16 protein-coding genes are annotated in these 19,137 nt (G+C 72.4%); 13 read left to right on the plus strand and 3 right to left on the minus strand.

Going from position 1 to position 19,137, the window contains the following annotated elements; genetic code table 11:
- Nucleotides 1–5: 5 nt before the first annotated feature.
- Nucleotides 6–1,811 (minus strand): AMP-dependent synthetase/ligase, encoded by a 1,806-nt coding sequence (locus EDD26_RS10215; protein ID WP_123698538.1) that lies wholly within the window; start codon nt 1,809–1,811, stop codon nt 6–8.
- 156 nt (nt 1,812–1,967) lie between these two features.
- On the opposite strand from EDD26_RS10215, the gene EDD26_RS10220 reads away from it, so the two are divergent.
- Nucleotides 1,968–2,681 (plus strand): lysophospholipid acyltransferase family protein, encoded by a 714-nt coding sequence (locus tag EDD26_RS10220; protein ID WP_123697618.1) that lies wholly within the window; start codon nt 1,968–1,970, stop codon nt 2,679–2,681.
- A gap of 56 nt (nt 2,682–2,737) precedes the next feature.
- Nucleotides 2,738–4,120, plus strand: a complete 1,383-nt coding sequence (locus EDD26_RS10225; RefSeq protein WP_123697619.1) for a class II 3-deoxy-7-phosphoheptulonate synthase — start codon at nt 2,738–2,740, stop codon at nt 4,118–4,120.
- A 12-nt stretch (nt 4,121–4,132) separates the two neighbouring features.
- Here the strand turns inward: EDD26_RS10225 and pknB are convergent, their stop codons facing one another.
- Nucleotides 4,133–6,058 (minus strand): Stk1 family PASTA domain-containing Ser/Thr kinase, encoded by a 1,926-nt coding sequence (pknB, locus tag EDD26_RS10230; RefSeq protein ID WP_148058728.1) that lies wholly within the window; start codon nt 6,056–6,058, stop codon nt 4,133–4,135.
- 66 nt (nt 6,059–6,124) lie between these two features.
- Here pknB and EDD26_RS10235 point away from each other — a divergent pair, with 66 nt between their 5' ends.
- The gene (locus EDD26_RS10235) at nt 6,125–6,457 is read left to right on the plus strand and encodes an Rv2175c family DNA-binding protein (RefSeq protein ID WP_123698539.1); all 333 of its coding nucleotides are present in this window, start codon (nt 6,125–6,127) and stop codon (nt 6,455–6,457) included.
- A gap of 3 nt (nt 6,458–6,460) precedes the next feature.
- On the opposite strand, the gene EDD26_RS10240 is transcribed toward EDD26_RS10235, so the two are convergent.
- Nucleotides 6,461–7,573, minus strand: a complete 1,113-nt coding sequence (locus tag EDD26_RS10240) for a polyprenyl synthetase family protein (protein ID WP_245989850.1) — start codon at nt 7,571–7,573, stop codon at nt 6,461–6,463.
- A 70-nt stretch (nt 7,574–7,643) separates the two neighbouring features.
- Here EDD26_RS10240 and EDD26_RS10245 point away from each other — a divergent pair, with 70 nt between their 5' ends.
- From EDD26_RS10245 to ftsW, 10 genes are all read left to right on the plus strand, one after another.
- Nucleotides 7,644–8,024 carry a DUF3040 domain-containing protein gene (locus EDD26_RS10245; RefSeq protein WP_123697622.1) on the plus strand — a complete coding sequence of 127 codons (381 nt, stop codon included), beginning with the start codon at nt 7,644–7,646 and terminating at the stop codon, nt 8,022–8,024.
- A gap of 248 nt (nt 8,025–8,272) precedes the next feature.
- Nucleotides 8,273–8,704: a division/cell wall cluster transcriptional repressor MraZ gene (gene mraZ / locus EDD26_RS10250; RefSeq protein WP_123697623.1), complete on the plus strand. Its 432-nt coding sequence runs from the start codon at nt 8,273–8,275 to the stop codon at nt 8,702–8,704.
- A gap of 98 nt (nt 8,705–8,802) precedes the next feature.
- Entirely contained in the window at nt 8,803–9,789 is a 987-nt protein-coding gene (rsmH, locus tag EDD26_RS10255) for a 16S rRNA (cytosine(1402)-N(4))-methyltransferase RsmH (protein WP_123697624.1), read from the plus strand.
- Complete coding sequence (gene ftsL / locus EDD26_RS10260; protein ID WP_123697625.1) at nt 9,786–10,424, plus strand: cell division protein FtsL; 639 nt, start codon at nt 9,786–9,788, stop codon at nt 10,422–10,424. The genes rsmH and ftsL overlap by 4 nt, the downstream gene beginning before the upstream one ends.
- Nucleotides 10,425–10,523: 99 nt before the next feature.
- Entirely contained in the window at nt 10,524–12,308 is a 1,785-nt protein-coding gene (locus EDD26_RS10265) for a peptidoglycan D,D-transpeptidase FtsI family protein (protein ID WP_245990092.1), read from the plus strand.
- 40 nt (nt 12,309–12,348) lie between these two features.
- The gene (locus EDD26_RS10270) at nt 12,349–13,890 is read left to right on the plus strand and encodes a Mur ligase family protein (protein ID WP_123697627.1); all 1,542 of its coding nucleotides are present in this window, start codon (nt 12,349–12,351) and stop codon (nt 13,888–13,890) included.
- Nucleotides 13,891–13,923: 33 nt separating this feature from the next.
- Nucleotides 13,924–15,327, plus strand: a complete 1,404-nt coding sequence (locus EDD26_RS10275; RefSeq protein WP_123697628.1) for a UDP-N-acetylmuramoyl-tripeptide--D-alanyl-D-alanine ligase — start codon at nt 13,924–13,926, stop codon at nt 15,325–15,327.
- Nucleotides 15,327–16,427 carry a phospho-N-acetylmuramoyl-pentapeptide-transferase gene (mraY, locus tag EDD26_RS10280; protein WP_123697629.1) on the plus strand — a complete coding sequence of 367 codons (1,101 nt, stop codon included), beginning with the start codon at nt 15,327–15,329 and terminating at the stop codon, nt 16,425–16,427. Before EDD26_RS10275 ends, mraY begins: the two co-directional genes overlap by 1 nt.
- Nucleotides 16,424–17,950: a UDP-N-acetylmuramoyl-L-alanine--D-glutamate ligase gene (gene murD, locus EDD26_RS10285; protein WP_123697630.1), complete on the plus strand. Its 1,527-nt coding sequence runs from the start codon at nt 16,424–16,426 to the stop codon at nt 17,948–17,950. Before mraY ends, murD begins: the two co-directional genes overlap by 4 nt.
- Nucleotides 17,916–19,136 carry a putative lipid II flippase FtsW gene (gene ftsW, locus EDD26_RS10290; RefSeq protein WP_123698540.1) on the plus strand — a complete coding sequence of 407 codons (1,221 nt, stop codon included), beginning with the start codon at nt 17,916–17,918 and terminating at the stop codon, nt 19,134–19,136. Before murD ends, ftsW begins: the two co-directional genes overlap by 35 nt.
- Nucleotide 19,137 lies beyond the last annotated feature (1 nt).

Consider the following 19,137-nt stretch of genomic DNA (forward strand, 5'->3'; position numbering starts at 1 on the left):
GCCGGTCACGCGCCGACGTCGTGCGCGGTCGAGTTCGACGCGTACATGTCGTCGATCTGCGCCTTGAAGTCGTCCATGATGTTCTGCCGCTTGATCGACATCTTCGGCGTCAGGTGGCCGTTGGCCTCGATGAACTCGACCGGCAGGATCGCGAACTTCCGCACCGACTCGGCGCGCGAGACGAGCGTGTTCGCCTTCTGGATGGCGCTGCGCACCTCCTCGACGACCGCGGGGTGCGCGGCCGCCTGCTCGAGCGACATCGTGCGGTCGTGCCCGTGGTTCTCGAGCCAGGTCGCGAGCATCTCGCCGTCGAGCGTGATGAGGGCGGCGATGAACGGCTTCTGGTCGCCGACCACGACCGGCTGCCCGATGATCGTGTTCGAGCGGATCGGGTCCTCGAGCGTGTTCGGCGCGACGTTCTTGCCCGCCGCGGTGACGAGCAGCTCCTTCTTGCGACCCGTGATCGTCAGGTAGCCGTCGGCGTCGAGCGAGCCGATGTCGCCGGTGTGGAACCAGCCGTCCTCGGTGAACGCATCCTTCGTCGCCTGCTCGTTGTGCCAGTAGCCGTCGAACACGGCGACGCCCTTGCCGAGCACCTCGCCGTCCTCGGCGATCTTGACGCCGTTGCCGGGCAGCGCCGGTCCGACGGTGCCGATCTTGAAGCGGTCGGGCACGTTCACGGTGAGCGGCGCGGTCGTCTCGGTCAGGCCGTAGCCCTCGAGGATGCGGATGCCGAGGGAGCGGTAGAAGTGCGCGAGGAACGTCGACAGCGGTGCGGAGCCGGAGACGGCGTAGCGCACCTGCCCGCCCATGGCGGTGCGGAGCTTGTTGAGCACGAGCCGGTCGAAGAGCGCGAACTGCAGCTTGAGGCCGAGCGGCACGTGGCCGGCGTCGAGCGCCTTCGAGTGCTCGACCGCGACCTCGGCCGCGCGGAGGAAGATCTTGCCCTTGCCGCCGGCCTCGGCCTTCTGCTCGCTCGCGTTGTAGACCTTCTCGAACACGCGCGGCACGGCGAGGAAGAAGGTGGGCTTGAACGAGCCGAGCGAGGCGAGCAGCTTCTTCGTGTCGGACTGGTGCCCGACGCGCACGCTCGCGGCGATCGCGAGCACCGAGATGAAGCGGGCGAAGACGTGCGCCTGCGTCACGAACAGGAGGGTCGACGTGCCCGGGCCCACGACATCCGCCATCACGACGCGCGCGTTGCGGCACAGCTCGACGAAGTTCGCGTGCGTGAGCATGACGCCCTTGGGGCGGCCGGTCGAGCCCGACGTGTAGATGAGCGTCGCGAGGTCGCTGCCGCGGGCCATCGAGCGGCGCCGCTCGATCTCGTCGTCGGGCACGTCGACGCCGCGCTCGACGAGCCGGTCGAGGTCGCCGCGGTCGATGCGCCACACGTCGGTGATGGCCGGCAGGTCGCCGTGCGCCTCGTCGAAGCGCGAGACGAGGTCGGCGTCCTCGAGGATGACGCGGGTCGCGCCGCCGTCGGAGAGGATCCACTGGATCTGCGAGGGCGCGGACGTCTCGTAGACGGGCACCATGCGCGCGCCGGCGTACCAGAGCGCGAAGTCGACGAGCGAGAACTCGTAGCGCACCTTGCACATGAAGCCGACGAAGTCGCCGGGCTGCACGCCCGCGGCCACGAAGCCCTTCGCGAGGGCGATGACCTGGCGGTGGAACTCGCGCGTCGGGATGTCGCGCCAGCCCTCGCCCTCCGGCACCGCGAAGAGCGGCGCGTCCGGGTGGTTCAGGAGCGTCTCCTCGAGCAGGTCGGTGACGTTCGCCTCCGGGTCAGCGGCGACGACCGGCGGCATGACGCCCTCGGGGACGGTGATCTCTGGCACTGCGACTCCTTCGGCTGTCGTGCGTTGGGCTCATCCTATGGTCGGGCACGCAGGTCGGCGGCAGGCTGGGCGCATGTCCGTCGGGCTTCCACACCTGCCCTAGGCTCGGGGCCCGGAGGAGGTGCGATGTTCTACTGGCTGCTGCGGCACTGGGTGGTTGGGCCGTTCATGACGCGCGTCTTCCGGCCGTGGGTGGTCGGCCTCGACAACATCCCCGAGCACGGCGGCGCGATCATCGCCGGCAACCACCTCTCGGTCATCGACTCCTTCCTCATGCCGCTCGTCATCGACCGCCGCGTCTGGTTCCTCGCGAAGTCCGACTACTTCAACGGCCCGGGCCTCAAGGGCAAGCTCGTGCGCTGGTTCTTCCTCGCGGTCGGGCAGCTGCCGATGGACCGCTCGGGCGGCGAGAAGAGCTCGCAGAGCCTCAACGCCGCGCTCCAGCAGCTGCAGGACGGCGGCCTCATCGGCATCTACCCCGAGGGCACGCGCAGCCCCGACGGCAAGCTGTACCGCGGCCGCACCGGCGTCGCGCGCATGGTGCTCGACGCGCGCGTCCCGGTCGTGCCGTGCGTCATGGTCGACACCGAGAAGATCATGCCCATCGGCCGCAAGCTGCCGAAGGTCGGCCGCATCGGCATCATCTTCGGCGAGCCGCTCGACTTCTCGCGCTACTACAACCTCGAGGGCGACCGCTTCGTGCTGCGCTCCATCACCGACGAGATCATGGTGGCGCTCAACCGCATCTCCGACCAGGAGTACGTCGACGTGTACGCGTCGAGCGTGAAGTCGCGCGTCGAGGCCGAGCGCAGCGCGCTCGCCGCGAAGCGCGGGCGATGACCCGCTCGCTAGACTGATCTGCGGCGCGCTCGGCGCCGCATGAAGCAGAGGCTGGCATGACCGACACCATCGCGATCACCGACCCGGACGAGCGACGCTCCCTCGAGCACGGCCTCGACGCGTATCGCGCGCTGCCGATCAAGCAGCAGCCCGCGTGGCCGGACGAGGATGCGGTCGAGCACGTGCGCCGCGAGCTGCGCAGCGCGCCGCCGCTCGTCTTCGCCGGCGAGGTCGACATGCTGCGCGAGCGGCTCGCCGCCGCGGCCCAGGGGCACGCCTTCCTGCTGCAGGGCGGCGACTGCGCCGAGACCTTCGCGGGCGCGACGGCCGACAACATCCGCAACCGGGTCAAGACGATCCTGCAGATGGCGGTGGTGCTCACCTACGGCTCGGCGATGCCGGTCATCAAGATGGGCCGCATGGCGGGCCAGTTCGCGAAGCCGCGATCGAGCGATGCCGAGACCCGCGGCGACCTCACGCTGCCCGCGTACCGCGGCGACATCGTCAACGGCTTCGACTTCACGCTCGAGTCGCGCACCGCCGACCCGCAGCGCATCCTGCGCGGCTACCACATGGCCGCGTCGACCCTCAACCTCGTGCGCGCCTTCACGCAGGGTGGCTTCGCCGACCTGCGCCAGGTGCACTCGTGGAACAAGGGCTTCGCGCAGAACCCGTCGTTCGCGCGCTACGAGGCGCTCGCCGGCGAGATCGACCGCGCCGTGCGCTTCATGGAGGCCGCCGGCGCGAACTTCGACGAGCTGCGGGGCGTGGAGTTCTTCACCGGCCACGAGGGCCTGCTGATGGACTACGAGCGCCCGCTCACGCGCATCGACTCGCGCACCGGCCTCGCCTACAACACCTCGAGCCACTTCCAGTGGATCGGCGAGCGCACCCGCGAGATCGACGGCGCGCACGTCGACTTCTTCTCGCGCGTGCGGAACCCGATCGGCGTGAAGCTGGGGCCCTCGACGACGCCCGCCGACATGGAGGCGCTCGTCGACAAGCTCGACCCCGAGCGCGAGCCCGGCCGCATCACGTTCATCACCCGGATGGGCGCCGGTCGCATCCGCGACGCGCTGCCGCCGCTGCTCGAGGCCTCGAAGTCGCTCGAGTCGACGCCACTGTGGGTCACCGACCCCATGCACGGCAACGGCATCACGACGAAGAACGGCTACAAGTCGCGCCGCTTCGACGACGTGGTCGACGAGGTGCGCGGCTTCTTCGAGGCGCACCGCGCGGTGGGCACGTTCCCGGGCGGCATCCACGTGGAGCTCACGGGCGACGACGTCACCGAGTGCCTCGGCGGCGCGGAGGAGATCGACGAGCTCGCGCTCGAGACGCGCTACGAGTCGCTCTGCGACCCGCGGCTCAACCACATGCAGTCGCTCGAGCTCGCGTTCCTGGTGGCCGAGGAGCTGCGGGCGGCGCAGCGGCCGTAGCGCCGCGCCGGCTCAGTACGTCGCGTCCAGCACGACCGTCGAGCCCTCGACGACCGGCCCGGGCGCTCCGGGGTCCTGCGACAGGATGGTCGCGAGGGCCTGGAGCGGCTCGGGCACGTTCGTGCGCAGGTCCGGCACGAGGCCGGCGGCGCGGATGGCCTGCACCGCCTCCGTGATCGGCTTGCCGACGACGTCCGGCACCTCGAGCATCCGCGGCCCGAGCGACACGACGCCGCTCACTGCCTCGCCCCTGCGGAGCGGCCGGTCGGTGGGGATCGCGAGCGAGATGAGGCGGCCCTGCTCGACCTCGGTCGAGTGCTCCTCGGCCGAGAAGTCGACGACGAGCCCGGCCTGCACGAGCGCCGCCTCCGCCTCGGCGGCGACCTGGCCGGCCTCGGCGGGCACGGGGCCGAGCGAGACGCGCAGCGCGATCGGCGTGCGCTCCTCGATCGCCTCGAGCTGCGTGACGTCGGTGCCGTCGGGCGTGAAGGCGGCGAGCACGGTGCCGGCGGTGGCGCCGTCGAAGATCCTGTCGGGCTCGCCCTCGGCGACCGCGAAGCCCGCTGCCTCGATCGCGGCGCGCGCGTCGTCGACCGGGCTCCCCGCGACGGCCGGCGGCGGCAGGCTGCGCCGGCCGGACGACAGCACGAGCTGCACCGCCTCGCCGTTCGCGAGCACCGTGCCCGCGTCCGGATCGGTGCGGAGCGCATGGCCAGCAGGCAGGTCGTAGTCGGGCTCGGACACGGTGCCCGCCACCTCGATGCCGTGCTCGGCGAGCAGCGCGACGGCGGCGTCCTGCGTCTCTCCGGTCACGGCGGGCACGGTGGCGCTGCCGCCCGGCCCGAGGTTGAACCACCAGCCGACGCCCGCCGCGACGAGCGCGCCGATGATGACGACGGCGAGCCACAGCATGCCGCGCCGCCGGCGCACGGTGACCCGGCGCGCGAGCGCGGTCGTCGCGACGCCGTCGCCGGCGTCCTCCACGACCTGCGGCTCAGCAACGAGCTGGCGGCGGCGCTGCGGCCGCGGCCGCTCGATGATCGTCGTCGACCGGTCGTCCTCGCCGACGACCGGCAGCACGGTCGTCGGGCGGTCGATGCCGCGCTCCCGCACGGCGTGCAGCTCGGCGAGCATCTCGGACGCGTCGGCCGGCCGCAGGTTGGGGTCGCGCTGCGTCGCCCAGTGCACGAGCGAGTCGAGCGCCTCCGGCACCCCGGGCGTCACGCTCGAGGGCAGCGGGACCTGCTCGTTCGCGTGCTGGAACGCGATCTGCATCGGCTCGTCGCCTGTGAACGGCTGGGTGCCCGTGAGCATCTCGAAGAGCATGATGCCGACGGCGTAGATGTCGCTGCGGGCGTCGGCGAGGCCGCGGGTGACGAGCTCGGGGGAGAGGTAGGCGATCGTGCCGAGCAGCGCCTTGCCGGTCGCGGTGTTCGCGGTCGCCGCGCGGGCGAGCCCGAAGTCGCCGATCTTGATGCGCCCGTCGTGCGCGAGCAGGATGTTCTCGGGCTTGAGGTCGCGGTGCACGATGCCCGCGCGGTGCGCGGCGGCGAGCCCGGCGAGGATCGCCTCGAGCACGTCGAGCGACTGCTCGGGGGTGATGCGGCCGCGGTCGACGAGCAGGTCGCGCAGCGTGATCGACGGCACGAGCTCCATGACGAGCCACGCGAGGCCGTCCTCCTCGCCCTGGTCGTAGGTGTTGACGACGTTGGGGTGCGCGAGCCGCGCGGCAGCCTTCGCCTCCTGGATGAAGCGCTCGCGGAAGTGCTCGTCGTCGCCCAGGTGCGGGTGCATGACCTTGACGGCGACCTTGCGGTCGAGCCGCATGTCGAGCCCCTCGTAGACGCTCGCCATGCCGCCGCGGGCGATGCGCTCGCCGACCGCGTACCGACGGTCGATCGTGCGTCCGATGACGGGATCGCGGGGGTCGACGGGCACGATGGCGAGGATAGGCGGCGCCGGCGCCCTTGCCAGGCACCCACGCCGGAATGGCAGGATGGAGGGGTGACGCAAGACAACGCCTGGCTCGCCGTGCCCGACCTCGTGACCCTCCTGGGTCAGCCGGTCGGACGCATCCACCGCCTGATCGAGGAGCACCGCCTGCCCGCGACGCGGCGCAACGGCCCGCTCCAGGTGCCCGCCCTGTGCATCCGCGACGGGGAGCCGCTCACCGAGCTGCGCGGCACGCTGCTCGTGCTGCTCGACCAGGGGATCACCGAGGACGAGGCGATCGACTGGCTGCTCGCCGAGGACGACTCGCTCGGCATGTCGCCGATCGCGGCGATGCGCGCCGGCGGCAAGGCGTCGGTGCGCAAGGCGGCCCAGCTGCTCGGCTGAGCGCTACCGGTCGCGCTTCGCGACCGTGTCGGCCAGCCGCTCGAGCTCGAGCACCGCGGAGCGCGACAGCTCGCCCTCGTGCAGCGCCTCGAGCGCCTCGCCGACCGCCCGGTCGATGAGCGCCTCGAGCCGCGACGGCGCCTCGGAGCGCTGGATGGCGTCCTGCAGGATCGCCACCTGCCGCTCGTCGAGCTCGCGGTCGCCGAGCAGCTCGTCGAGCATCGTGCGCACGCCGGGGGAGAGCCGCTGCCGCGCGATCTCGATGAGCACCGTCCGCTTGCCCTCGCGGAGGTCGTCGCCGGCGGGCTTGCCGGTCACCTCCGGGTCGCCGAAGACGCCGAGCAGGTCGTCGCGCATCTGGAACGCGACGCCGACCGGCAGCCCGTAGCCGGCGAGCGCGTCGAGCTGCGCGTCGCTCGCGCCCGCGAGCAGCGCGCCGAGCGTGAGCGGCGCCTCGACCGAGTACTTCGCCGACTTGTAGACGGCGACCGTGTGGGCGCGGTCGAGCAGCGCCTCCGGGTCCTGCCGGATCCAGGCCGCCTCCTCGAGCACGTCGAGGTACTGCCCGAAGGTGACCTCCTCGCGCATGCGGCGGTAGGCGTCGTGCACGGCGTCGCCGTGCGCCGTGCCGCGGCAGGCGAGCAGCATGCGGTCGTCCGCCCAGTTGAGCAGCAGGTCGCCGACCAGGATCGCGGAGCTCGAGCCCCACGAGGCGGCATCGCCCACCCACTGGCCGTCGCGGTGGACGGCCTCGAGCGCGCGGTGCATCGCCGGCCCGCCCCTGCGGGTGTCGGAGGCGTCGATGATGTCGTCGTGCACGAGCGCGGCGGCGTGGAAGAGCTCCATCGCCGTCGCGACGCCGATCACGTCGGCCCACGCCGGGTCCTGCTCGGTGCCCGCGGTGCGGTCGGCATCCGCCCGCGCCGCCGTCACGGCGTGCCAGCCCCACAGCACGAACGAGCTCCGGACCCGCTTGCCGCCGGAGACCATCTCGCGCACGAGCCGCAGCAGCGTCGCGGCATCCGGCGAGATCTCCGTCAGGGTGCGCTCGCGCGCATCGAGGTACTGCTGGATCGAGCCCTCGACGGCTCGGGCGAAGCGCTGCTGTGCCGACACAACCCACATGCTATTGACAGCAGACACGCGTAGACTTCCACCCGCACCGGTCGAGCGAAGGGGGTGCGAGATGGGCCTCTCCGAGCACGAGCAGCGTCTGCTCGATGAGATGGAGCGCAATCTCTACAAGCACGAGGCAGACATCGTGAACACGTCGAGCGGTCCTCGCACCGTCGACTACACGAAGGTCGCCATCGGCGTGCTCGGCATCGCCGTGGGCCTCGTGCTCATCGTCGTGGGCGTGCTCATGAAGCTCGCGATCATCGGCGTCGCCGGCTTCGGCGTCGCGGTCGTCGGAGCGCTCTGGGCGCTCTCGGCCTCGAAGCCCGCCACCGGCGACGACGCCGTGGGCCGCGGCCGTCCGGGCGAGGGCCCCGCAGCCGCGAAGCAGGGACCCGGCCTCATGGACCGGCTCGCCCAGGAGTGGGACGACCGCAACACCAGGGGCTAGTCCCTCCACACACCTCCACGACGGGGCCAGCGCGATCAGCGCTGGCCCCTTTCGCGTGCCCGGACGCGGCGCCGGCTGCCGACGCGCCCGATCGGCCGTCGACTCCCTCCACCGATCGGCCCCAGGAATCGCTTGGAATGTGCGGCGATTCGAGGAATGAAACGCGGGTCCAGTGGCGGTAAGTGGAGTAGAGTGGAGGATGTCGGCAGACGTCGGCGCATCTCGCAGGCCGGACGAGAGGGGGCGGTGTGTTCCTCGGCACCCACACGCCCAAGCTCGACGACAAGGGCCGCGTCATCCTCCCCGCCCGCTTCCGCCAGGAGCTCGAGGGCGGCCTCGTGCTCACGCGCGGCCAGGAGCGCTGCATCTACGTCTTCTCGATCCGCGAGTTCGAGCACGTGCACGAGCAGATCCGGCAGGCGCCGCTCACCTCGTCCGGTGCCCGCGACTTCCTCCGCCTCTTCCTGTCGGGCGCGTCGAGCGAGCAGCCCGACAGCCAGCACCGCATCACCATCCCCGCGAACCTGCGCGACTACGCGGGCCTCGGCCGCGACCTCACGGTCATCGGCGCGGGCACCCGCGCCGAGATCTGGGACACCGCCGCCTGGAACGAGTACTACGCGGCCAAGGAGGCCGACTTCGCCTCGACGACCGAGGAGGTGATCCCCGGCATCTTCTGACCCGGCTCGTGACTCCCAGCTGTCCGCCGCGCCGCACCTTCCCCGGTGGCGCGTCGAACGGATGGGGATCAGGGGCCGGGACGGGAGCAGGGCACGACATGGACGCAGCCGATCTCCACACCCCGGTCATGCTCGAGCGCACGCTCGAGCTGCTCGCCCCCGCGATCGAGGTCGCCGCCGCAGCCGGCCGCACCCCGGTCGTCGTCGACGGCACGCTCGGCATGGGCGGCCACACCGAGGCGATGCTCGCCGCGCACCCGACGCTCGTGGTCGCCGGCATCGACCGCGACCCCGACGCGATCCGGCTGGCCGGCGACCGCCTCGCGCGCTTCGGCGACCGCTTCCGCCCGGTGCAGGCGACCTACGACCGCATCGACCTCGCGACGCGCGCCGCGGGCGTCCGCGCCGCCGACGGCATCCTGCTCGACCTCGGCGTCTCGAGCCTGCAGCTCGACGCCGCCGACCGCGGCTTCGCCTACGCGAAGGACGCGCCGCTCGACATGCGCATGGACCAGGACGGCGACGTCACGGCCGCCACGATCCTCGCCGAGCGCGGTGCACGCGACCTCGCTCGCCTCTTCCGCGAGTACGGCGACGAAAAGCTCGCCGACCGCTACGCCAGGGCGATCGTCGCGGCGCGCGACACCGCGCCGATCGAGACCTCGAAGCAGCTCGTCGACATCCTGCAGGCGGCGACGCCGCGCGCGCTGTCGAACCAGGGCCACCCCGCGAAGCGCGTGTTCCAGGCGCTGCGCATCGAGGTCAACCAGGAGCTGGCGATCCTCGAGCGCACGATGCCCGCCGCGATCGGCGCGCTCGGGCAGGGCGGCCGGCTCGTCGTGCTGGCGTACCAGTCGCTCGAGGACCGCATCGTCAAGCGTGCCCTGCAGGCCGCGGCATCCTCCACCGCACCGCTCGACCTGCCGGCCGAGCTGCCAGAGCACGCGCCGCAGCTGCGGCTGCTCGTCAAGGGCGCAGAGCTCGCCGACGAGGCCGAGCGCGCCGTCAACCCCCGATCCGCGCCCGTCCGGCTCCGAGCCGCCGAGCGCATCCGACCCGCATCGACCACCGAGGAGCTGTCATGAGCACCGCCGCCGTGCAGAGCCACGCCGCCATCGACCTGCGCGCCCTGCCGACCGCCGAGCGGCCGGAGCGCGAGCGCCACCTGCGGGCGCTGCCCGCGATCGCGCCGCGCCGCGCGCCGCGCCTCGTGCACGGCATCGTCGGGCTCGTCGGCCTCGCGGGCATCATCGTCGCGCAGCTCGGCCTCTCGGTCGCGATCAGCGAGGGCGCGTACCGGCTGAGCGGCCTGCAGGGCGAGTCGACCGCGCTCGCCCGCACCGAGCAGACGCTCGCCGAGGAGATCGCGGTGCTGTCGTCGCCGCAGCACGTCGCGGTCGCCGCCGACGAGCTCGGCATGCTCGCCGGCCAGCCCTCGCAGTTCCTCACGCTCGGCGGTGCCGTGACCGCCGGCGGACCGGACGCGCTCCACATGCAGGTGCCCGCGATCGACCAGTTCGGCATGCACGTGCCCAACGCGCTGCTCGCGGAGGCGCCGCAGGCCGCGGCGACCGTGCAGCAGGTGCAGGCCGCGGCGGTGCGCCCGCACCCGGGCATGCTCCTCCCCGCCGGCCTGAGCGCCGCCGCGGCGCCGACCGCGGCCGAGGCGGCCGACCAGCCCGCACCCGGCACGCTCCTCCCGACCACCACGGGGGAGTGAGGGCGTGGCGGCCCGCCTGGAGGCCGCCGGGCCGCTAGCGTGCGGTGACTCGACCGAGGCTCGCCGTTGCGAGCGATTGAAGCGGAGGTGCCCTTGGCCGTGAAGCGGAAGCGCAGCCGGAACCGGGTGCGGACGATGCTCGTCGCCGCGCTGACGTTCGCGCTGCTCGCGACGTTCGTCGTGCGGCTCGCCGACATCCAGCTCGTGCGCGCCGAGGCGCTCAACGCCGAGGCGGATGGGCGACGGGGCGTCTCGCAGACGATCTTCGGCACCCGCGGCCCGATCGTCGACGCCGCGGGCACCGTGCTCGCCGAGAGCGTCGACCGCTGGGACCTGACGATCTCGCCGCAGTACACGCGCGACCTCGTCCCCGAGGTGGACGGCGTCGACGCGACCGTGACCGGCGGCGAGGCGCTCGAGCGCATCGCCGCGATCACCGGCGACGACCCGCTCGACCTGCAGGCGATGATCCTCGCCGAGCTCGAGCGCAACCCGGAGTCCGACTACCTGCTGCTCGCGAGCGGGCTCACCGCGACGCAGTACGAGGCCGTGCGCGACCTGAACCTGCCGTACGTGTACCTGCGGCTCAACCCGCAGCGGGTCTACCCCGCGGGCTCCGTCGGCGGCAACCTCGTCGGCTTCATGGGTCAGAGCGAGCCGCTCGCCGGCATCGAGCGCAGCGAGGACGCGTGCCTCGACGCCCAGGACGGCACGCGCACCTTCGACCGCGGCGCCGACGGCACCCCCATCCCGGGCTCGATGCTCACCGACCCGGCCGTCGACGGCGGCACGGTGCAGCTCACGATCGACGCCGACGTGCAGTACCAGGCGCAGCAGCTCACCGAGCAGTACACGGCGCAGCTGCGGGCGCGCAGCGGCACGACGATCATCATGCGCACCGACGGCACCATCGCCGCCGTCGCCGAGTCCGCGACCGTCGACCCGAACGCTCCCACCGCGTCCGACCAGCGCGACCGCGGCTCGCGCGCGTTCACCGCCGCCTACGAGCCGGGCTCGATCTTCAAGACCTTCTCGTTCGCCGCGATGGTCGACCTCGGCCTCGTCGAGCCGAGCGACCAGCTGAGCGTGCCGTGGACCTACACCGAGCCGGGCGTGCGCGTGCGCGACGCCCACTCGCACGAGGTCAAGCAGTGGACGGCCGCAGGCATCCTCGTCAACTCGTCGAACTCTGGCATGGTGCGCCTCGCCGAGGACATGGACCGCGCCGACTACTTCGACTACCTCGACCGCTTCGGCTTCGGCGAGCAGTCCGCCGTCGGCTTCGCGGGCGAGCAGGCGGTGCCGCTGCGCGACGCGTCGGCGCTCGACCCTCAGACACGGCTCAACGTGCTGTTCGGGCAGGGCATCGCCGCCACGCCCATCCAGCTCGCCTCCGCGTACCAGGCGCTCGCGAACGGCGGCGAGCACCTCCCCGCGCGCCTGATCGCGAGCTGCACGGCCGCCGACGGCACTGTGACGACGCCCGAGACGGGCGAGGGGGAGCGCGTCGTGAGCGCCTCGTCCGCGCGCCAGACGCTCGAGGTGCTCGAGCACGTCGTCACGGACTACGGTTACGAGACGTTCCCGATCGAGGGCTACCGGATCGCCGCGAAGACGGGGACCGCGCAGATGGCCTATGAGGACGGCTCGGGCTACGACCCGTCGCGGATGATGATCTCCGTCGCCGGAGTGTTCCCGGTCGACGACCCGCAGTTCGTGGTGCTGACGCTGTTCGACAGCCCCCAGACGATCCGCACCAGCGGCGGGGCGATCCCCGCCTTCCACGATATGGTGAACCTTCTGATCCGCCACTACGACATCCCCCCGAGCACCACCCCGGCATCCGATGTGCCGCTCGAGTGGCCGGCGGAGGAGCAGCCTTGACCGGCGAGACGGCGGCGGGCGTGACAGCACTGAGGAGAGGATGTCCGTGGCGGGCGTGACCCCGAGGATCCTGCGTCCGGAGCATCCCGCTCCGCGGCCCATCGCCGGGCTCGTCGACGAGTTCGACCTGCAGGTCGACGCCGACCTCGACGGGGTCGAGGTCACCGGCATCACGATCGACTCCTCCGACGTGCAGCCGGGCGACATCTTCGCGGCGCTGCCGGGTGCGCACCGGCACGGCGCCGAGTTCGCGGCCGCGGCGCTCGAGCGCGGCGCCGTGGCCGTCGTGACCGACCCGGCCGGCGCCGCGATGCTCGACACCGACGTGCCCGTCATCGTCGTCGACGAGCCGCGCGCTGCCCTGGGCGAGATCGCCGCGTGGGTGTACCGCACCGACGAGCAGCCGCCGAAGCTCTTCGGCATCACCGGCACGAACGGCAAGACCTCCACGGCGTTCATGCTCGAGGGGCTGCTCGCCGACCTCGGCTTCGTCACCGGGCTCTCGACCACCGCGGAGCGGCACGTCGGCGACCTCGTCGTCACGTCGAAGCTCACGACGCCCGAGGCGAGCGAGCTGCACGCGCTGCTCGCCCGCATGCGCGAGGCGGGCGTGCGCGCCGCCGTGCTCGAGGTGAGCGCGCAGGCGCTCGAGCGCCACCGGATCGACGGCGTCGTCTTCGACGTCGTCGCCTTCACGAACCTGAGCCACGACCACCTCGACGACTACGGCTCGATGGACGCCTACTTCGACGTCAAGCTCGAGCTCTTCACGCCCGACCGCGCCGAGCGCGGCGTCGTGTGCGTCGACACCGACTGGGGCGTCAAGGTCGCCGAGCGCAGCCGCATCCCCGTGACGACCGTGACGAGCGACCCGGACCGCAGCGCCGACTGGCACGTCGACATCTGGGAGGAGACGGCCGTCTCCACCTCCTTCACCCTCACCGGCATCGACGGCGGCGCGATCGAGGTGCAGATCCCGTTCATCGGCCGCCACATGGCCGTCGACGCGGCGATCGCGATCCTCATGCTCGTCGAGGACGGCTTCGAGATCGAGGGCGTCGCCGAGGTCATCGACCGCGGCATGCGCGCGACCCTGCCCGGCCGCATCGAGCGCGTCTCCGGCGACGGGGGCCCGTCGGTCTTCGTCGACTACGGCCACAGCCCCGACGCCTTCGCGCAGACGCTGCAGGCGCTGCGCCGCGTCACCGAGGGCCGGCTCGTCATGCTCTTCGGCGCCGACGGCGACCGCGACACGACGAAGCGGGCCGAGATGGGGCGCATCGCCGCCGAGCTCGCGGACGCCGTCGTCGTCACCGACTTCAACCCGCGCACCGAGGACGCCGCGAGCATCCGCGCCCAGGTGCTCGAGGGCGCGCGCGCCGCGGCCGGCGACAAGCCGGTCATCGAGTCGTCGCCCGAGGAGGACGCCATCCGCGCCGCGCTCGCGCTCGTCGGTCCCGGCGACACCGTGCTGTGGGCCGGCCCCGGCGACGCGGACTACCGCGACGTCGCCGGCCGCCGCGAGCCGTTCGTCGCGCGCGACGAGGCGCGGCTCGCGCTGCACGAGGCGGGCTGGAACTGATGGGTAGCGAGCACTGATGGGTAGGAAGCGCTGATGCTCACGATGCGCGCGAGCGAGATCGCGGCGGCCGTCGGCGGCACGCTGCACGGCGACGACGTCGTGGTGACCGGCTCGGTCGAGACCGACTCCCGGCTCGTCGCCGACGGCGCGGTGTTCTTCGCGATGCCGGGCGAGGTGACCGACGGGCACCGCTTCATCGACGCGGCGATCGCCGCGGGCGCGGCGCTCGTGGTCGCCGAGCGACCGCTCGAGCAGGACGTGCCGCACGTGGTCGTGCCCGACGGCGTCGTGGCGCTCGGCGCGCTCGCCGCCGAGGTCATCCGACGCGTGCGCGCGGCCGGGGAGCTCACGGTGATCGGCATCACCGGCTCCAACGGCAAGACCACGACGAAGAACATGCTGCAGGCGATCCTCGAGCAGCACGGGCCGACGGTGAGCCCCGTCAAGTCGTTCAACAACGAGGTCGGCGCGCCCATGACGATGCTCCGCATCGACGAGGCGACCCGCTACCTCGTGCTCGAGATGGGCGCGAGCGTCGAGGGCGACATCGCGCGCCTGACCGCGATGGCGCATCCCGACCTGGGCGTCGTGCTCAAGGTCGGGCTCGCGCACGCCGGCGAGTTCGGCGGCGTCGAGGCGACGACGCGCGCGAAGACCGAGATGGTGCGCGACCTCGGGCCAGAGCACGTGGCCGTGCTCAACCGCGACGACGAGCGCGTCGCGGGCATGGCCGCATCGACGCGCGCGCGCATCGCGTGGTTCGGGACCGACGCGGGCAGCGACGACCAGCCGACCGCGCTCTGGGCGAGCGGCATCGACTCGACCCTCGAGGGCACGATCGCGACCATCCACCGCGGCGACGAGACCTGGCCGCTGCGCATGCGCATCCTCGGCGAGCACCACGTGATGAACGCGCTCGCCGCGCTCACGGTCGCCGACGCGCTCGGGCTCGACCTCGGGCAGGCCGTCGAGGCGCTCGGCACGCTCGAGCGCGCGGAGCGCGGGCGCATGGAGCTGCTCGAGCCGGGCGGCGGCATCACGGTGATCAACGACGCCTACAACGCGAGCCCCGACTCGACCGCGGCGGCGCTGCGCTCGCTCGCGCACATGACGCGCCAGGCAGGGCGCCGCTCGATCGCGGTGCTGGGCGAGATGGCGGAGCTCGGACCGCACGCCGTCGAGGAGCACGACCGGCTCGGCCGGCTCGCCGTGCGCGTGCGCATCGACCGCCTCGTCGTGGTCGGCGCGGGCGCGAAGGCCATCCACGATGCGGCGGAGCTCGAGTCGTCGTACGGCCAGGAGACCACCTGGGTCGAGACCGCCGACGAGGCCGAGGCGCTGCTGCGCAGCGAGCTCGTCGAGGGCGACGTCGTGCTGTTCAAGTCGTCGAACGTGTCGGGCCTGCAGCCCCTCGCCGACCGGATCGGCGGCCGCTGATGCTCGTGCTGCTCGCCTCCGCGGGGATCGCGCTGCTCGTGTCGCTGCTCGCGACGCCGCTGTTCATCCGCGGCTTCGCCCGCATCGGCTGGGGCCAGTTCATCCGCGACGACGGCCCGCAGTCGCACCACGTCAAGCGCGGCACGCCCACGATGGGCGGCCTCATCTTCATCGTGGCGACGCTCGTCGGCTACTTCGGCGGCAAGCTGCTGGGGCAGGACCCGCCCACGCTGCCGGCGCTGCTCGTGCTGCTGCTCATCGTGGGGATGGGCGCCGTCGGCTTCGTCGACGACTACCTGAAGATCTCGAACCAGCGATCCCTCGGCCTCGGCGGCTGGGCGAAGGTCGCCGGTCAGCTCATCGTCTCGGTCGTGTTCTCGGTGCTCGTGCTCACGATCCCGGCGGGATCGACGGGCATGCCGCTCGCCGACCCGGTGATCTCGGGCGTGCGCGACATCCCGTGGCTCGACCTCGCGCCGCTCGGCGCGCTCGGCATCATCCTGTTCGTGCTCTGGATCACCGTCATCAACGTCTCCGCGGCGAACGCGGTGAACGTCACCGACGGCCTCGACGGGCTCGCGACCGGCTCGATGATCCTGTCGATGGTCGGCTACGTGTTCATCGCGTTCTGGCAGTTCAACCAGTCGTGCCTCAGCCAGCTCCCGCCCGGCGACGCCGCCCGCTGCTACGACGTCGCGCAGCCGCTCGACATCGCCACGCTCGCCGCGACGGTCATGGGCGCGCTCATCGGGTTCCTCTGGTGGAACACGAGCCCCGCGCAGATCTTCATGGGCGACGTCGGCTCGCTCGCGCTCGGCGGCGCGCTCGCCGGCTTCGCGGTGATGACCGACACGCAGCTGCTGCTCATCGTGATCGCGGGCCTGCCCATCATCGTGACCGGCTCGGTGATCGTGCAGCGCGCCTACTTCAAGGCGACCGGCGGCAAGCGCGTGTTCCTCATGACGCCCCTGCACCACCACTTCGAGCTCAAGGGCTGGGCCGAGGTCACCATCGTGGTGCGCTTCTGGATCATCACCGGGCTCTTCGTCGCCGCGGCCGTCGGCGCGTTCTACTTCGAGTGGACGGTGCACCCGCGATGACTCGCGTCGACGACCTCGCCTCCTGGCACCACGACTGGTCGGGGCTGCGCGTCGCCGTGCTCGGCCTCGGCGTGACGGGGTTCGCCGCCGTCGACACCCTCGCAGAGCTCGGCGCCGCCGTGACGGCGGTCGCCGAGCGCGTCGACGACGAGCGCCGCACGATCCTGGGCGTGCTCGACGTGCCGATCGTCGACGCCGGCCGCGACGAGGTGCCCCAGGCGCTCGCCGACGCGGAGCTCGTGATCGCGTCGCCGGGGCTCCGCCCCGACCACCCGTGGCTCGTCGCCGCGGCCGACCGCGGCATCCCGGTCTGGGGTGACATCGAGCTCGCCTGGCGGGTGCGCGACAAGGTGCGCGCGGCCGAGTGGATCCTCATCACCGGCACGAACGGCAAGACCACCACGACCCAGCTCACCGCGCACATGCTGCGCGCGGCGGGGCTCCGGGTCGCGCCGGTCGGCAACATCGGCACCCCCGTGCTCGACGCCGTCCGCGACCCGCAGGGCTTCGACGTGCTCGTGGTCGAGCTCTCGAGCTTCCAGCTGCACGCGATGGCCGACGACGGGCCGGGCGCGCTCTGGCCCCACTCGGCGGCGTGCCTCAACATCGACGACGACCACATCGACTGGCACGGCTCCGCGGCCGCGTACCGCGCCGCGAAGGCGAAGGTCTACCGCAACGCCCGCATCGCCGCCGTCTACGGCATCGACGACCCGGCCACGCAGCGCATGGTCGAGGAGGCGGAGGTCGTGGAGGGCTGCCGCGCGATCGGCTTCGGCCTCGGCGTGCCAGGGCCGAGCGACCTCGGCCTCGTCGACGGCATCCTCGTCGACCGCGCGTTCCTCGACGACCGGCACCGCCAGGCGCTCGAGCTCGGCAGCCTCGACGACCTCGAGCCCGGCGGCCTGCGGTCGCCGCACATGACGCGCAACGTGCTCGCCGCGGCCGCGCTCGCCCGGGCGTTCGGTGCCGAGCCCGCGCACGTGCGCGACGCCATCCGCTCGTTCCGGCTCGACCGCCACCGCACCGAGCTCATCGCCGACGTCGGCGGCGTGCGCTGGGTCGACGACTCCAAGGCGACGAACCCGCACGCGGCCGAGGGATCGCTGAGCGCCTTCGAGCGCGTCGTGTGGATCGTCGGCGGGCTCTTCAAGGGCGCCGACGTCGCGCCGCTCGTCGAGCGGCACGCCCGCCGCATCGTGGCCGCCGTCGCCATCGGCGTCGAGCGCGGTCCCGTGCGCGAGGCGTTCGCGCGACACGCGCCGGGCATCCCGCTCGTGGAGGTCGACACGGCGGACACTGGAGCCGTGATGCGGCTGGCCGTCGAGGCCGCCGCAGCGCACGCCGCGCCCGGCACCACGGTCCTGCTGGCGCCGGCGGCCGCATCCATGGACCAGTTCGAGGACTACGCAGCCCGAGGCGACCGCTTCGCCGAGGCCGTGCGGGCACAGCGAGATCGAGCCGAGCGAGATCGAGAAGGGGGAGCCCATGGTGACGACGACGGCTCCCGCCTCGACCACTGACGGCGGCCGCGCCGAGCGGACGGGCAGGCGCGCGCTCGTGCGCGTGCGGTCGATGTTCGGCGCGCCGACCCTCAACGCGGCGCTGCTGCTCGGCACGACGCTGTTCCTCGTCGCCTTCGGGCTCATCATGGTGCTCTCGTCGTCGTCGGTCGAGAGCTACGTCGCCAACGCCTCCTTCTTCACCGACTTCGCGAAGCAGGGCGCCTTCGCGGCCATCGGCATCGTGCTCATGCTGCTCGCCGCGCGGCTGCCCGCCACGATCTGGCAGCGCCTCGCGTGGATCGGCGTCGGCCTCGGCATCGCGCTGCAGATGCTCGTCTTCACGCCGCTCGGCTTCGGCGCGAACGGCAACCGCAACTGGATCGGCATCGGCGGCTTCTCGCTGCAGCCGTCGGAGTTCGTGAAGGTCGCGCTCTGCGTGTGGCTCGCCATGATCATGACCCGCAAGCAGAAGCGCATCGACAGCTTCTGGCAGGCGTGGATCCCCGCGGCACCCGTGGCCGGGCTCTCGATCGGGCTCGTGCTGCTCGGCAGCGACCTCGGCACCGTCGTCATCATGGTGATGCTGTCGTTCGGCGCGCTCTGGTTCGCGGGCGTCAAGTGGTGGCACCTGCTGCTGCCCGTCGCGGGCCTCGTGCTGCTCGCCGTGCCCGTCGTGCTCTCGAGCCCCTCGCGCGTGCGCCGCATCTCGGCCTTCGTGCAGGGCTGCACCGACGCCGACTACTACTCCGGATGCTGGCAGCAGCTGCACGGCACCTGGGCGCTCTCCGCCGGCGGCCTCTTCGGCGTCGGGCTCGGCAACTCGCGCGCCAAGTGGTCGTGGCTGCCCGAGGCCGACAACGACTACATCTTCGCCATCATCGGCGAGGAGCTCGGGCTCCTCGGCGCGGCCGTCGTGCTCGCGCTCTTCGCCCTGCTCGCCTGGACGATGCTGCGCATCGTGCGGCAGGCGACGCTGCAGATGACGCGCGTCGTCACGGGCGCCGCGACGGTCTGGCTCATCGGCCAGGCGATCGTGAACATCGGCGTGGTGCTCGGGCTGCTCCCGGTGCTCGGCGTGCCGCTGCCCTTCATCTCGTCCGGCGGCTCGCAGCTCATCGCCGCGCTCCTCATCATCGGCATCGTGCTCTCGCTCGAGCGGGTCGACAACCCCCGCTACCGCGGCGAGCTCTCGGCGAGGGGCTGAC

This window comes from Agrococcus jenensis (genome assembly GCF_003752465.1).
GTDB lineage: Bacteria > Actinomycetota > Actinomycetes > Actinomycetales > Microbacteriaceae > Agrococcus > Agrococcus jenensis.